The following is a 14,347-nucleotide window of genomic DNA, read 5'->3' as shown; positions in this document are numbered from 1 at the left end:
CGGGCGCCGTCGCGTACCCACTGGTCTCGCGCGGCGAACGCTTCCCGTTCCTGGCGCCCGAGGCGGAAGCCTTCGTCCTCGGCACACCCGCCGACGACGCCGACCACCACGCCGCGCTCCTCCAGGGCGTCGCCCTGGTCGAGCGGCTGTGCCTGGCCTACGTCCGGCTCCTCGGCGGCACGGTCGAGGGCCCGGTCACCTTCACCGGCGGTGCCACTCGCAGCGCGTACTGGAACCAACTGCGCGCCGACATCCTCGGCCGGCCCGCCTCCGTCCCCGAACGCGCCGACTCCGCCCTCGGCATGGCGGTGCTCGCCGCCCACGGGGTACGGAGCGGGGGCCCGGCGGCCGACGGCGCCCCCGCGCCGCTGGCCGCGCCCCGCTCGATGGTCCGGCTCCGTACGGTCGTCGAGCCGCGTCCGGAGGTCGGCCGGCGGTTCGACGAACCCTTCATCACCCTTGTCGACGCACTGGAACAACGCGGCTGGCTGCCCCCGGCGACCGCCGCCCACGCACGGGAGCACGGATGACGCCCGCACCCACGACCCTCTTCCTCACCCGCCACGGCGAGACCGTCTGGCACGCGGACAACCGCTACACCGGTGTCAGCGACATCGAGCTGACCCCCCACGGATACGAGCAGGCCGAGGCGCTCGGCGCCTGGGCCGCCGGCGCGGCGCTCGACGCGATCGTGACCTCTCCGCTGTCGCGCGCCCGGCGTACGGCGGAGCCCGCCGTACGCGCGACGGGTCTGGACGCCGTCGTCGAGGACGGCCTGACGGAGATCGACTTCGGGATCGCCGAGGGGCAGACACTCGCCGAACTGGAGGTGTCCTACCCCCGCGAGGTCGCCGACTTCCTGAACGACCCGGCGGCCCACCCGCTGCCCGGCGGGGAGGACCCGAAGGCGGCGGCGGTACGGGGCGCGGCCGCGCTGCTGAGGCTCGCCGAAGCCCACCAGGGCCGCCGCGTCCTGGTCGTCGCGCACAACACCCTGTACCGGCTGGTCCTGTGCCGGCTGCTCTCGATCCCGGTGGGCGAGTACCGACGGGTCTTCCCCGGTCTGCGCAACTGCGCGATCACCGAACTACGGGTGACGGCGGGACGCGCCGCGCTGATGGCGTACAACGTCCCGACGGCGTAGGGCGTAGGGCGTGTGGCGAAGGTGGCGCCGCCCGCCCGTCGGGAGCCGAACGGGCCCCGCACAGGCAGCGGGTCCCGGCACCGCAGCCCTGTCCACCACTGCACGGTCAGTAGTGATAGCGAGCGGCGAGAACGATGATCTCTTTGTCGGTGACGAGGTAGACGAGGCGGTGTTCCTCATCGACGCGTCGCGACCACACTCCGGGCAAGTGGTACTTCAGTGGCTCGGGCTTGCCGATCCCCGAGAAGGCATCGCGCTTCACATCCTCAATGAGCTTGTTGATCCGAGCGAGCATCTTGCGGTCGTTCTTGAGCCAGGACGTGTAGTCCTCCCAGCCCTGATCCTCGAAGACAAGTCTCACGCGTCATCCGAATCAGGATCGATCAGTTCGCGCTCCGAGACATGGGTATGGGACAGCGCGTTCTCGTACGCCTTGAGGAGGCGGCGCGCGTTCACCGGCGAACGCAGGAGGTAGGAGCCCTCACTCAAGGAGGCAAAGTCCTCGGCCGAGATGAGAACGGCGTTCCCGTGCTTGGAGACGATCTCTACTGCGGCGTGGTCCTCATTGACCTTTTTGATCAACGGAAAGAGATCCTTGCGGGCCTCGCTGGCGGTAATGGACATGCGCTGACCTCTTTCAGCAGTGGTACGAAATATCGTACCAGTCGCGACCTCTCCGAGTGCGAGGTCCAACTGATGAGGAGCGGCGATCCCAGCACCCGAACGTCCCGGGGACCAATGGTGCATTTCTGGCTGAGTCGGCGATGCCTCCCGATCCGCGCCTCTGTCCGGAGTGTGGCCGCCCCGGAGCCCGGAGCGGCCGTTGATGTTGAATAGGGCCGGGGTGGCTCCTGATTCCCCGGGAAAAGCCCCTGTCCAGGCCCCACGCACCCGAAGTTAGGCCGCAGCAGGTGAGTTCCCGTCCCGTCTCCCTCCGGAGCCTGATACCCGCCGTCTTCCTGCCGGCCCTGATCTTCGAGACGGGTATGGGCGCCCTCGCGCCGGTGCTCGCGCTCAGCGGGCGGGCGCTCGGCGCGTCCGTCGGTACGGCCGGGCTCGTGCTCGCGCTGCTCGGGGTGGGGCAGATCCTCGGCGACGTGCCGGCCGGGGCGCTGGCGGCACGGCTCGGGGACCGTACGGCGATGCTCATCGCCGCCGGTGTGGCGGCCGTCACCCTGACCGGATGCGCGCTGGCCAACAGCGTCTGGGAACTCGCCATCGCCGTCACGGCGACCGGCGCGACCAACGCCGTCTTCACCCTCGCCAGGCAGTCCTACCTGACAGAGGTCGTCCCCGCCGGGCTGCGGGCGCGGGCCCTGTCCACCCTCGGCGGGATGTCGCGGGTCGGAGCCTTTGTCGGACCCTTCATCGGCGCCGCCGTGCTGACCGGGCGCCCGGTGCGTGACATCTACTGGCTGGCGCTGCTGTGCACGGCGGCGACCGCCGTCGTACTCCTCGTCGTACGCGATGTCACCGATCCGACCACCGCGCACCCCACGAGCCGGGCCCCCGTCACGGTGCGCACCGTCGTACGCGACCATCGCCGCGTCTTCCTGACGCTCGGTGTCGCCGTCCTGCTGGTGGGCTCGGTCCGCGCGGCCCGGCAGACCGTCCTGCCGCTGTGGGCCGAGCATCTGGGCCAGAGCCCGTCGTCCACGAGTGTCGTGTTCGGGATCGCGGGGCTCGTCGACACCTTGACGTTCTATCCGTCGGGACAGGTCATGGACCGGCTGGGACGGCTGTGGATCGCCGTCCCCTCGATGCTGGTGCTGGGGCTGACGATGGCCGCCCTGCCGCTCACCCACGGCCTGGTGTCGCTGACCGTCGTCGCGATGCTCATGGGGTTCGGCAACGGCATCGGCAGCGGAATCCTGATGACGCTCGGCGCCGATGTCGCGCCGCCGAAGACCCGCTCGCAGTTCCTTGGTGTCTGGCGGCTGTGCGCCGACTCGGGCAGCGCGGGCGGCCCGCTCGTCGTGTCGGCCGCCGCCGCGCTGGGCAGTCTCGCTGCCGGGATCGCCGTGATGGGCGGGGTGGGGCTGCTCGCCGCCGGGGCCCTGATGCGGTGGGTGCCGCGCTACTCGGCCTTCGCCACCACCGGCACCCGCGTCCGGGAGAAGAGCGTCCCCGAGGCCGCCCCCGCCGCTGCCGGCGTCGGGGACCCGGCGAACCCGCCGGCCGGTCCACCGGGCGGCCCGTGAGGGGTCCCGGCGTCCGGAGCGGACACCGGGACCCCACAGCCGGGGTTGCAGGCCGGGGTCAGGTCGCGTAGACGCTCACATTGGCGAGCTGTCCGGCCGGCCAGCCCGTGTTGGCGGTGAACTGCAACCGCACATAGCGGGTGTCGACGGCGGCCGGAAGTGTCACCGTGGTGCTGTTCCCGGTGGCCGGATCGAAGGTACGGCCCGCCGCTGCCACCAGGGTGGTGAAGGCGCTGCCGTTGGTGCTGCCGAGCACCGCCACCGTCTGGGTACGGGTCGCCCACGCGGCGTCCGGCGGGAGCGCGAGCACAAGGCGCTTCACGGCGGTCGTGGCGCCCAGGTCGATCTGCACCCACTGCGGGAACGCGTTGTTGGCGCTCTCCCAGTAGCTCCCGCTGTTGCCGTCAACGGCGTTGCCGGGCCCGTAGTTCTGCGTGGAACTGCTCGCGGTGGCGGGTTTGCGGAGGGCGAGGTCCCCGGTCGGCTGGGTGCCCCCGCCGCCGGTCGGTGACGGAACCGTTGGCCGGACCGCTGTCAGGGCGAGCTGGCCCTTGAGCATGCGGCCGCCGTCGGCGGTGAGCCGCAGGTAGTAGTCCGACGAGCAGTGGGTGCCGTCCTCGTCGAGGGGGAGGATGCCGGACCCGGAAGGGACGTCCGCCGTGGTCTCGGCGGTCTTGGCGATCTGGTTGCCCTCGTTGAACTCGTCGAACATGGAGATGTAGAAGCCCTGGACCTTGATGCCGACGAGGTTGTAGAACTGCCGCCACATCAGGTCGCCGTGGGCGCGGGCCCGCGACTGGAGGTCGCCCGGGATGACGCACGGCTGGTAGTCGATACCGTGCGCCGCGCAGTCCGCCAGGTCCGGGGTGTTGAGGTCCCGGAGGAACTGGTCGGCCTGGGAGACGTTGCTGATCCGTCCCACCATCCACGGCGAGATCATGTTGAACGCGTGGTAGACGTCGGAGAACCCGGGGCGCGAGTCGTCCGTACCGGCACGCCAGTGCGTCGGCACACCCCCGATGACGTAACAGCCCTGGTCCTTGAACCAGTTGACGACATCGAGACACGGCGCGGGCTCGAAGGGCCGGCCCGGGTCGCTGAAGCCGAAGCCCCAGATGCAGACGACGGGCTTGCCGTTCTGCTTGGCGTACGCGCCCGAGGCGGTGTACGCCTTCATCTTCGACGTCCAGTCCTGCTTGATCTCGGACTGCATGGACGTCCAGCTCGTGACGTCGTACATGATGTAGAACTTCCGGCCGTACGCCTCGGCCGACTGACGGACCTTCGCCGCCATCGCGTCACGCGTGGGGCCTTCGTCGCCGAAGGGGTTGAAGCGCTGGAGGGCGGCGGTGTCGCAGTTGTTCTCGCGCATCCAGCGGAAATGCGTGTCGACCGTCTGCTGGTCCCACGACGAGAACAGCGACGCCTGCTGGCCGTTGCCGAGATTCCCGTAGGCCGTGGGGTAGCTGTGGGTGTACTCCTTCATGTCCGGCCAGGAGGCGATGGTCGTGTTGCTGGGTGACGGGGGCGTCCCCGCGTTGCGGCTCCAGTGCCACCAACTGTTGATGGGGGCGCCGTCGCCCTTGCAGGCGAACCAGCCCTGATAGCCGACAGTGATCTTGCCGACCACATCGCCCACGGGGCTCGCCGCCGCGGCGGACGGAGTTGCCGCGACGGCCGGGGTCAGGCCCGGCAGGGCGACGGTGGCGGTGCCGGCGAGTGCGGACACGATGACGGACCGTCTGGACAGAGTCACAGGGGGGTTCCTCGCAATCGGCTGAACTGCGGGTGGGAGAGCGGCCGGCGTCCCGGTCGGCCGCTCGCCGACAACCTATGGACATGACAACGCATGGACAAGATGACTGCACGCAATTTCTCGACGGGTACTGGAAAAAATCTAGGTAGCGAAGGAATCGCGCCAGTAACACGTCCGGGTCAAGGGGTGGTAACGATTGTCATATCTAACTCATCCTCTCTGGTTTTGAAAGTCATGTTCATCTAGCGTCGGTCGAGTTCCTGAGCGCCGGCATCCCGCCGACGTGTCCAGGCCCGGCTGAGGAGATCCCGCTTACATGAACGCCGTCCCGTCCCGTTCCGCAGTCCGCCGACCGTCCCGGCTCGCCCTCGGCGGCATAGCGGTCCTGGCCGCGATGACCGCCACCGCCTGCTCCACCTCTCCGTCCGGCGGAGGCGGTTCCTCCCCGGCCCCGGCGAAGGCGGCCGGCGCTTCGGGTGGCGCGTCGGGCGGTGGCAAGGTGATCCAGGTGGTGGCGGGCGAGAACTTCTGGGGCAGCATCGCCTCGCAGCTCGGCGGCGGCCATGTACGGGTCACCAGCATCATCGACAACCCCGACGCCGACCCGCACGACTACGAGCCGACGGCGGGCGACGCCCGCACCGTCGCCGGGGCGCAGTTCACCATCGTCAACGGCATCGGCTACGACGGCTGGGCCGACAAGCTGCTGTCGGCGAGCCCCGCCCCTGGCCGTACGGACCTCAAGGTCGGCGACCTGGTCGGCGTCAAGCCCGGGGGCAATCCGCACCGTTGGTACTCCCCGGCCGACGTCCACCAGGTCATCGAGCGGATCACCGCCGACTACAAGAAGATCGACCCGGCGGACGCCGCGGACTTCGACAAGCTCAAGAACACCTTCGAGACCAGCACCCTCGCCCCGTACGACCAACTGATATCCCGGATCAAGTCGGACTACGCGGGCACGCCCATCGGCGCCTCCGAGTCGATCGTCAGCCCGCTCGCCGACGGTCTCGGACTGAAGATGCTCACCCCGGACTCCTTCCTCGGCGCGATCAGCGAGGGCACCGACCCCACGGCCAAGGACAAGGCGGCGATCGACCAGCAGATCGCCGACAAGAAGATCAAGATCTATGTGTACAACAGCCAGAACGCGACCCCCGACGTGCAGGCGCAGGTGAAGGCCGCCAAGGCGAAGGGCATTCCGGTGGCCACCGTCACCGAGACCCTCACCCCGGCGGGGGCGTCGTTCCAGGCCTGGCAGGTGCGCCAGCTCCAGGGCATCGAGAAAGCCCTGGCCAAGGCCGACGGCAAATGACCGTCGGACTCACCGCCGCGCGGCGGCCCGCCACCCCCTCCTCCCCGGTGGTGTCGCTGCGCGGCGCGGCCGTACGGGTCGGCGGGCGCACCCTGTGGTCGGGGGTCGATCTCGACATCGGCGCAGGGGAGTTCGTCGCCGTACTCGGGCCGAACGGCGTCGGCAAGTCCACCCTCGTCAAGGTCCTCCTGGGCGTACTGCCGCCGCACGCGGGCGAGATACGGATCCTCGGCGGGCCACCCGGGCAGGCCGGGGCGCGGGTCGGCTATCTCCCGCAACGCCGCAGCTTCGACGCCTCGCTGCGGATGCGCGGCACCGACATCGTGCGGCTCGGCTGGGACGGCGACCGCTGGGGGGTGCCGCTGCCGGCCTGGCTCTCCCGGGCCGGCTCCCCGAGCAGGGCGGCGAAGGCGCGGATCGACGAGGTGATCACACTGGTCGGCGCCGAGTCGTACGCCCACCGGCCGATCGGCCGGTGCTCGGGCGGTGAACAACAACGGCTGCTCATCGCGCAGGCGCTCGTACGCCGTCCCGAACTCCTGCTGCTCGACGAGCCGTTGGACAGCCTCGACCTGCCCAACCAGGCCGCTGTCGCCGCGCTCACCGGACGCATCTGCCGGGAGGAGGGCGTCAGCGTGGTCATGGTGGCGCACGACGTGAACCCGATCCTCTCCCGCCTCGACCGGGTGATCTATCTGGCCGAGGGCGGTGCCGTCGCCGGTCGCCCCGAGGAGGTGATCACCTCGGAGACTCTGTCGCGGCTCTACTCCACCCCGATCGAGGTGCTCCGCACCTCCGACGGCAGGCTCGTGGTCGTGGGACAGCCGGAGGCACCCGCGCTGCACACCGACCGGCACCCGGCACAGGATTCCGGTACGAGGACGAGGACGAGCACGGGTACGCGTACGAGCACGGGCAGGCGTTCGGGCTCCCGTCCCGCGTCGGCGGACGGCCGTTCCAATGGCTGACGCGTACCCGGCCTGGTCCTGGAATCTGATCGCCGACCTCCAGCAGATGTGGGCGTTCCCCTTCATGGTCAACGCCTTCAGGGCGGGCACCCTGATCGCCGTGGGCGCGGCGGTGATCGGCTGGTTCATGGTGCTGCGCGGGCAGAGCTTCGCCGGGCACACCCTGGCGACCGTCGGTTTCCCCGGCGCCGCCGGAGCCACCCTGATCGGAGTCGGCGCGAGCTACGGCTACTTCGCCTTCTGCGTCGCCGCCGCCCTGGTCATCGCCGCCGTCCCGCGCGGCGGGGGAGCCGACGGCGGCCACGAATCGGCGCTCACCGGCACCATCCAGGCGTTCCTGCTCGCCTGCGGCTTCCTCTTCACCGCCCTGTACAAGGGGTTGTTGGGCGGTGTCACCTCGCTGCTGTTCGGCAGCTTCCTCGGCATCACCACCACCCAGGTGTGGGTCCTGCTCGCCGTGACGGCCGCCGTGCTCGCCGTACTCGCCCTGCTGGGACGGCCGTTGCTGTTCGCCTCCGTCGATCCCGATGTCGCGGCGGCCAGGGGCGTGCCGGTACGGCTTCTGTCCACGGTCTTCCTGGTCCTGCTGGGAGCCGCCGCCGCCGAGGCGAGCCAGATCACCGGCACCCTGCTGGTGTTCGCGCTGCTGGTGATGCCGGCCGCGACCGCGCGGGCGCTGACCGCCCGTCCCGTCCTGAGCCTCGCCCTGTCCGTGCTCGTCGCCCTGTTGGTGACCTGGCTCGGGCTGATCGCCGCGTACTTCTCGCCGTATCCGATCGGTTTCTACGTGACCACCTTCGCCTTCGCCTGTTACGTCCTCGCCAGGGTCGGGCCGCCGCTACGGCGCGCCGCCGCGCCGCGGCTGCTCCGGGTGGGAGGTGCGGCGCGATGACGGTGGTACTCGCCGCCCCGGGCGCGTTCGCCCACCCGTTCTTCCAGCACGCGTTCCTCGCGGGTACGGCCGTCGCCGCCGCGGCAGGCCTGATCGGGTACTTCCTGGTGCTGCGCGCCCAGGTCTTCACCGGCGACGCGCTCAGCCATGTCGCCTTCACCGGCGCCCTGGCCGCGCTCGCTCTCGGCTACGACCTGCGCCTCGGCCTGTTCGTGGCGACCGTCGGGGTCGCGCTGCTGCTCGGCACCCTCGGCCGTGGCGGACGCGCCGACGATGTCGCCATCGGCAACGTCTTCTCCTGGATCCTCGGCCTCGGAGTCTTCTTCCTGACCCTCTACACCACCTCGCGCAGCGCGGGAAACGGCGGCGCCGGAGTCTCCGTCCTCTTCGGCTCGATCTTCGGCCTCTCCTCCGGCCAGGCTCTGACAGCCGCCCTGGTGGCGGCCGGTATCTGCGCGGCGGTCCTCGCCATCGCCCGGCCGCTGCTCTTCGCCTCCGTGGACGAGGCGGTGGCGGCGGCCAGGGGCGTGCCCGTACGGCTGCTCGGTTTTGTGTTCCTGGCCCTCGCGGGCGCCGGCGCGGCCGAGGCGACCCAGGCGGTCGGGTCGCTGTTGCTGCTGGGGCTGCTCGCCGCTCCGGCGGGCGCCGCCCAGCGCCTCACCGACCGCCCGTTCGCGGCGCTCGCGCTGTCCGGGGGCCTCGCGGTCGGCGAGATGTGGGCCGGGCTGGCGCTGAGCTACGCCGTACCGCGGATCCCGCCGAGCTTCGGGATCATGGCGGCGGCGACCGCCGTGTACGCGGCGACCTTCGTACGCGGGCGGGCCGGGCGGGCGGTGGCAGCCAGGGCCTAGGATCCGAGAGGCCCGTGGCCGGACGGTCGCGGTGCCCCGGCAGAAGGGAAGAGCACCGTGCGCATCGCCGTACTGGACGACTACCAGCAGGCCGCCCACCGCTTCGGGGACTGGAAGTCGCTGTCCGCCGAGGTCACATACCTCGGCGAACACATCGCGGACACCGAAGCGCTGGTCGAGGCGCTGCGCGGGTACGACGTGGTCGTCGCGATGCGCGAACGCACCCCGTTCACCGCCGAGCGCCTCCAACTGCTCCCGGATCTGCGGCTGCTGGTCACCACCGGGATGGCCAACGCGGCCATCGACCTCGACGCCGCACACCGCCGGGGCATCACCGTGTGCGGTACGGGCGGCTCGGCGAACGCCACCGCCGAACTCACCTGGGGGCTGATCCTCTCCCTGGTGCGCCGGATCCCGGCCGAGTCGGAGGGCGTACGCGAAGGCGGGTGGCAGCACACCATCGGCGGCGACCTCGAAGGACGCACCCTCGGCGTGGTGGGCCTCGGGCGGCTCGGCGCGCGGGTGGCGGCGATCGGCAACGCCTTCGGCATGCACGTACTGGCCTGGAGCAGCAACCTCGACCCGGCCCACGCGCGCGGCCTCGGCGCCGAACCGGTCGGCAAGCGGGCCCTGTTCACGGAGGCGGACATCGTGACCGTGCACTACAAGCTGAGCGAGCGCAGCACCGGGCTGATCGGGCGCCAGGAGCTGAGCTGGATGAAGCCCGGCGCGTATCTGGTCAACACCTCGCGCGGCCCGCTCGTCGACACCGGCGCGCTCACCGAAGCGCTGCGCGAGGAGCGGATCGCCGGCGCGGCGCTCGACGTCTACGACGTGGAGCCCCTGCCGGCCGACGACCCGCTGCGTACCGCGCCGCGCACCGTGCTGACCCCGCACATCGGCTATGTGACCGAGGCGGGCTACCGGATCTTCTTCGAGCACGCGGTGGAGGACATCGCCGCGTGGAGCGCGGGATCACCGGTGCGTACGCTCACACCCTGAGCCCGGAACCCTGGCCTGATCCTCGTGGCCGCCGTCGGTCACAGCGCCCGGCGGACCATCTCCTCCAGCAGTCCGACCCCGAGCGGCAGCGCGGCCTCGTCGATGTCGAAGCGCGGGGTGTGGTGGGGTGCGGCGAGTGTGGACCCGACCCCCACATAGCTCGCGTGCCCGCCGCCCCGCTGGACCCGGCGCATGAACGCGGTGGCGTCGTCGCTCGCCACCCCGTCCTCCGCCGAGGCGGTGACCAGCCGCAGCCCGCGCGCCAGGGCCGACGCCTCGACCCACTCGACGGCGGGACGGTCGGCGCGCGCCGTGGTGACGCCGCCGATCAGTTCGACGTCGACGCCGAGACCGTACATCTCGGCGGCGCCGCGCAGCGCCGTCCGCGCCCTGGCCTCCAGGTCCTCGTTGACGGCGCCGTCGTCGGCCCTGGTCTCCAGCAGGACCTCGGCGCGGTCCGGCACGATGTTGCTCGATGTGCCGCCGGAGATCCGGCCCACGGCTACCCGTGTCTCGTGCCCGGGGAAAGGCGGGAGCCCGTGCACGGCGAGGGTGGCCGCCGCAGCGCCGAGCAGGGCGCTGCGCCCCTCGTGCGGCGCGAGCGAGGCGTGCGCCGACACGCCACGGAAGACCGCCCTCAGCTTGGAGTTGGCCAGCAGCCCGTCCAGCGAGGACGCCACCGTACCGGTGGGCAGATTCAGCCCGAGGTGTACGGCGACAAGCAGGTCGACGGAGTCGGCGACGCCGGCCGGGACCATGGCGCGCGCACCCCGTCCGCCTTCCTCGGCGGGCTGGAAGAGCAGTGTCACCGAGCCGGAGGGCGGGGGGTCGGCCGTGAGCCGCTCGGCGAGTTCGATCGCCATGCCGATGTGGCCGTCATGGCCGCAGGCGTGCATCACACCGTCGTGGACCGAGCGGAAGCCCTCCCGCCCCGGCAGATGGCCGCCGTCGTCGGACTCCAGGACGGGCAGCGCGTCGATGTCGGCCCGCAGCGCCAGCGAGGGGCCCGGACGGGCGCCGCGCAGGGTGGCCACCACAGCGGTGTTTCCGCCGCGCAGCGACGGAAGATGACGCGCGTCGGCGCCGGACTCGGCGGCGCGCCGGTACGCGGTGTCGAGTTCGGCCGCGTCCGGCACACCGAGCCGGTCGCCGGGGGAGATCGCCTCCGTGCCGGTACGCACCTCCCAGCCGAGATCGGCCAGGTGACCGGCGATCAGGCTCGCGGTGCGGAACTCGGTGAAGCCGACCTCCGGGTGCCGGTGGATGTCCCGCCGCCACCGCACAGCGGTCGACAGCGCCGACTCCCCGTGCCCGCCCGGCTGTTCCTGCTGCATCGTGCTGCCTCCACTGCTGCCGCTCATGGGGTGATATGGGTCGGGACGCCGGGGCCGAACGGAATGCCGGCGAAGTAGAACACCGCGAACACCGCCACCCACAACGCGGCGACGGGCAGGACGAACAGGCTCATCCGGGCGAAGATCATGCCCAGGGTGAACTTCGGGTCGTACTTCCGGACGGACAACTCCAGCATGTAGACATACGGGTTGAGCGGCGAGATCGGGTGGGTCACCGAGTCCCCGACGCGATAGGCGGCCTGCACCACACCCGGGTGGTAGCCGAGGCCGGTGAACACCGGCACCAGTACCGGCGCGAGCACGGTCCACAGCGAAGCGCCGGAGAAGACCACCAGCGACAGCAGCGCACTGAACAGCATCGCCAGCAACAGGGCGGGGAATCCGGTGAGATGGGCGCCGCGCAGCGCTCCGGCCCCCTCCACGGCGAGCCAGTCGCCGACATGGCTCCAGTTGAACATCGCGATGAACTGGCCCGCCGAGAAGGCAATCACGATGTAGCCGAGCATGCTCTGGAGCGATTCGCCCATCAGCCGGGGCACATCGCTCGCCCGGCGTATGGTGCCGGCCGGAATGCCGTAGGCGATACCGCAGATGAGGAACGCCAGCAGGACGAAGGTCACCACACCGTCGAAGAACGGCGACTTGAGCAGCGCGCCGTCCGGCCCCTGGAGCGGTCCGCCGGGTATCAGCCAGCAGCACAGGATCGCCACCAGGAAGACCCCGAGCGCCATCACACCGGAGACAAGTCCCCGCCGCTGGGCGGGTGTTGCCACCTCGGTCTGCTTCTCGCCGGCACTTTCCTCGCCGGCGCTGTCGTCCCCGTCGGCGCCCTTGCCCGCCCCGGGTACGTAGGGAGGCAGCGTCGGCTCCACCCAGCGCACCAGGATGAAGCCGGTGAGCAGTGGCAGCACAAGACCTGAAGCCGCCTGGAAGAAGTAGTTCATCACCACCGAGGTGGTCAGGTGCAGGCCGTGCGGTGTCACGGACCCGGTGATCGTCGAGAGGTTGGCGTCGAGCGCCCCGATCATGACCCCGGAGGCGTAACCGACCGTCGTGGAAGCGAAACTGCCCAGCATCCCGGCGACCGGATGCCGGCCGACCGCCCGGAAGGCGAGCGCGGCGAGCGGCGGCAGAATGACCATCGAGGCGTCGCCCATCACATGGCCCTGCCCGGCGATGAAGGTCACGGCGTACGGCATCAGCCAGCGCGGCACCTTCGCGAGGACCACCGAGACGACGGTCTCCAGGAACCCGCTGCGCTCGGCCACCCCCACCCCGAGCAGCACGGCGAGGACGACGCCCAGCGGCGGGTAGCCGATGAAGTTGTCGACGAACGTCGACAGCAGGTGCTGGATACCGGTGACCGACAGCACCCCGCGTACCGGTTCGGCCGTCGCCGCGCCCGGTATTCGGGCCGTGGCATGCACGGCGGAGAGGATCGCCGAGATCACACCGAGCGCGATCAGCAGATAGACGAACAGCATGAACGGATGCGGGATCCTGCGCCCGATCCGGTCGACGACGGTGAAGAATCTGCCGAGCCGGGTGTTCTCCAGCCGGCTCGGCGCGTCCGTATCCGCCGCACTCACCGGGGCTCCGGCGCGAGCGGGATACGTCCGTCCACCGGCAGGGTCGGGACGTCGACGGGCACGGTCTCCGGGTACTTGAGGCCGGTGCCGGTGTTCAGCACGACCACGTTCTCGTCGCCGCGCAGCCAGCCCGAGCCGCGCAACTGCTCGACGGCGGCGAAGCAGGCGGCGCCCTCCGGGCAGACGAACATGCCCTCGCTGCTCGCCAACGCGCCCTGGGCGGCGAGCAGTTCCTTGTCGGTGACCGTGATCGCCGTACCCTCCGTCTTGCGGACGGCGTCCAGTACGAGGAAGTCGCCGAGCGCCTTGGGAACGGTGATGCCGAAGGCGACCGTACGGGCGTCGGGGAAGGCCACGCTCTCGCTGTCACCGCGCTTGTACGCCTCGACGATCGGGGCGCACCCCTCCGCCTGTACGGCGACGAGACGCGGCAAGTCGCCCGTCAGCCAGCCCAGTTCACGCATCTCCAGCAGGGCCTTGTAAATACCGATGATGCCGACACCGCCACCCGTCGGGTAGAGGATGACGTCGGGCGCCCGCCAGCCGAGCTGCTCGACGATCTCGTAGCCCATGGTCTTCTTGCCTTCGAGCCGGTAGGGCTCCTTGAGCGTGGAGACCTCCTGGAAACCCTCGCGTTCGGCTACGGCGGCGGCGATGAGCTTGCCCGCGTCGCCGATCAGACCGTCCACGAGATACAACTCCGCACCGGAGACGACGCATTCGGTACGGGTGATCTCCGGGGCGTCGACCGGCATGGCGATCAGGCTGCGCATCCCGGCGCGGGCCGCGTACACCGACCAGGCCGCGCCCGCGTTGCCGTTGGTGGGCATGGCGATACCGGTGACACCGAGTTCCGAGGCGCGGGAGACGCCGACGGCCGCGCCGCGCGCCTTGAAGGTGCCGGTCGGGATGAGGCCCTCGTCCTTCATCCGCAGCCCCGGGACGCCGAGGCTCGCGCCGTACCGCTTCAGGTCGAGCAGCGGAGTCATGCCCTCGCCGAGGGTGATGACATGGCGCTCGTCCCGTACGGGCAGCAGCTCGCGGTAGCGCCAGAGGTCGGGCGCGCGGTTCGCGATCTCCTCGCGCGTCACCGTGGCCCTGACCCGGTCGAGGTCGTAACGGGCGAGCAGCGGGGCGCCCACCTCGGACGTGCCCTGCACGATGTCCGGGTCGCTCTCGACGCCGGTCTTCGAACATTCGAGATGGGAAAGGGCTGAGGAAAACGAGGCGGACATATCGTTACCTTCCACATCAAGACGGCATTGAGGAGCCGG

14 protein-coding genes are annotated in these 14,347 nt (G+C 70.7%); 8 read left to right on the top strand and 6 right to left on the bottom strand.

The annotated features are described in order from the left end of the window. Positions 1-530, top strand: a 530-nt coding sequence (locus tag QR77_RS48140; RefSeq protein ID WP_040019428.1) for an FGGY-family carbohydrate kinase, incomplete at its 5' end; no start/stop codon positions are given. After that, a complete protein-coding gene (locus QR77_RS02405; protein WP_040019427.1) occupies positions 527-1,144 on the top strand; it encodes a histidine phosphatase family protein in 618 nt (205 codons plus the stop codon). The genes QR77_RS48140 and QR77_RS02405, both read left to right, overlap by 4 nt. A gap of 106 nt (positions 1,145-1,250) precedes the next feature. On the opposite strand, the gene QR77_RS02400 is transcribed toward QR77_RS02405, so the two are convergent. Then, the gene (locus QR77_RS02400; protein ID WP_040019426.1) at positions 1,251-1,505 is read right to left on the bottom strand and encodes a Txe/YoeB family addiction module toxin; all 255 of its coding nucleotides are present in this window, start codon (positions 1,503-1,505) and stop codon (positions 1,251-1,253) included. Next, positions 1,502-1,768, bottom strand: a complete 267-nt coding sequence (locus QR77_RS02395; protein WP_040019424.1) for a type II toxin-antitoxin system prevent-host-death family antitoxin — start codon at positions 1,766-1,768, stop codon at positions 1,502-1,504. The genes QR77_RS02400 and QR77_RS02395 overlap by 4 nt, the downstream gene beginning before the upstream one ends. Before the next feature lie 287 nt (positions 1,769-2,055). Between QR77_RS02395 and QR77_RS02390 the strand changes: the two genes are divergently transcribed. After that, on the top strand, positions 2,056-3,345 hold the full coding sequence (locus QR77_RS02390) for an MFS transporter (RefSeq protein ID WP_063797988.1): 1,290 nt from the start codon (positions 2,056-2,058) through the stop codon (positions 3,343-3,345). Between the two features lie 58 nt (positions 3,346-3,403). Here the strand turns inward: QR77_RS02390 and QR77_RS02385 are convergent, their stop codons facing one another. Next, positions 3,404-5,101, bottom strand: a complete 1,698-nt coding sequence (locus QR77_RS02385; RefSeq protein WP_040019423.1) for a discoidin domain-containing protein — start codon at positions 5,099-5,101, stop codon at positions 3,404-3,406. Between the two features lie 316 nt (positions 5,102-5,417). On the opposite strand from QR77_RS02385, the gene QR77_RS02380 reads away from it, so the two are divergent. Genes QR77_RS02380 through QR77_RS02360 form a run of 5 tightly spaced genes read left to right on the top strand, consistent with a single transcriptional unit; the run spans position 5,418 to position 10,129 of the window. Continuing rightward, positions 5,418-6,416: a zinc ABC transporter substrate-binding protein gene (locus QR77_RS02380; RefSeq protein WP_040019422.1), complete on the top strand. Its 999-nt coding sequence runs from the start codon at positions 5,418-5,420 to the stop codon at positions 6,414-6,416. After that, on the top strand, positions 6,413-7,384 hold the full coding sequence (locus QR77_RS02375) for a metal ABC transporter ATP-binding protein (protein ID WP_078876448.1): 972 nt from the start codon (positions 6,413-6,415) through the stop codon (positions 7,382-7,384). Before QR77_RS02380 ends, QR77_RS02375 begins: the two co-directional genes overlap by 4 nt. Beyond that, on the top strand, positions 7,377-8,276 hold the full coding sequence (locus tag QR77_RS02370; RefSeq protein WP_040019421.1) for a metal ABC transporter permease: 900 nt from the start codon (positions 7,377-7,379) through the stop codon (positions 8,274-8,276). The genes QR77_RS02375 and QR77_RS02370 overlap by 8 nt, the downstream gene beginning before the upstream one ends. Then, complete coding sequence (locus tag QR77_RS02365; protein ID WP_040019420.1) at positions 8,273-9,127, top strand: metal ABC transporter permease; 855 nt, start codon at positions 8,273-8,275, stop codon at positions 9,125-9,127. Before QR77_RS02370 ends, QR77_RS02365 begins: the two co-directional genes overlap by 4 nt. 57 nt (positions 9,128-9,184) lie before the next feature. Continuing rightward, positions 9,185-10,129, top strand: coding sequence for a D-2-hydroxyacid dehydrogenase family protein (locus QR77_RS02360; RefSeq protein WP_040019419.1), 945 nt, complete (start codon positions 9,185-9,187; stop codon positions 10,127-10,129). A gap of 38 nt (positions 10,130-10,167) precedes the next feature. On the opposite strand, the gene QR77_RS02355 is transcribed toward QR77_RS02360, so the two are convergent. Genes QR77_RS02355 through QR77_RS02345 form a run of 3 tightly spaced genes read right to left on the bottom strand, consistent with a single transcriptional unit; the run spans position 10,168 to position 14,308 of the window. Further along, complete coding sequence (locus QR77_RS02355) at positions 10,168-11,490, bottom strand: amidohydrolase (protein WP_078876447.1); 1,323 nt, start codon at positions 11,488-11,490, stop codon at positions 10,168-10,170. Next, a complete protein-coding gene (locus tag QR77_RS02350; RefSeq protein WP_052488475.1) occupies positions 11,487-13,073 on the bottom strand; it encodes an AbgT family transporter in 1,587 nt (528 codons plus the stop codon). The genes QR77_RS02355 and QR77_RS02350 overlap by 4 nt, the downstream gene beginning before the upstream one ends. Beyond that, entirely contained in the window at positions 13,070-14,308 is a 1,239-nt protein-coding gene (locus QR77_RS02345; protein ID WP_040019418.1) for a threonine synthase, read from the bottom strand. The genes QR77_RS02350 and QR77_RS02345 overlap by 4 nt, the downstream gene beginning before the upstream one ends. Between the last annotated feature and the right edge of the window lie 39 nt (positions 14,309-14,347).

This window comes from Streptomyces sp. 150FB, from assembly GCF_000818195.1.
Classification (GTDB): Bacteria; Actinomycetota; Actinomycetes; order Streptomycetales; family Streptomycetaceae; genus Streptomyces.
Note: the sequence above shows the minus strand (reverse complement) of the source record. Positions and strands in the feature narration are given on the sequence as shown.

What these genes read in the sequence shown, in the direction of transcription:
- QR77_RS02375 (WP_078876448.1), top strand. Translation starts at nt 6,413, where the DNA reads ATGACCGTCGGACTCACCGCCGCGCGGCGGCCCGCCACCCCCTCCTCC.
- QR77_RS02355 (WP_078876447.1), bottom strand. Translation starts at nt 11,490, where the DNA reads ATGAGCGGCAGCAGTGGAGGCAGCACGATGCAGCAGGAACAGCCGGGC.
- QR77_RS02370 (WP_040019421.1), top strand. Translation starts at nt 7,377, where the DNA reads ATGGCTGACGCGTACCCGGCCTGGTCCTGGAATCTGATCGCCGACCTC.
- QR77_RS02395 (WP_040019424.1), bottom strand. Translation starts at nt 1,768, where the DNA reads ATGTCCATTACCGCCAGCGAGGCCCGCAAGGATCTCTTTCCGTTGATC.
- QR77_RS02365 (WP_040019420.1), top strand. Translation starts at nt 8,273, where the DNA reads ATGACGGTGGTACTCGCCGCCCCGGGCGCGTTCGCCCACCCGTTCTTC.
- QR77_RS02380 (WP_040019422.1), top strand. Translation starts at nt 5,418, where the DNA reads ATGAACGCCGTCCCGTCCCGTTCCGCAGTCCGCCGACCGTCCCGGCTC.
- QR77_RS02405 (WP_040019427.1), top strand. Translation starts at nt 527, where the DNA reads ATGACGCCCGCACCCACGACCCTCTTCCTCACCCGCCACGGCGAGACC.
- QR77_RS02345 (WP_040019418.1), bottom strand. Translation starts at nt 14,308, where the DNA reads ATGTCCGCCTCGTTTTCCTCAGCCCTTTCCCATCTCGAATGTTCGAAG.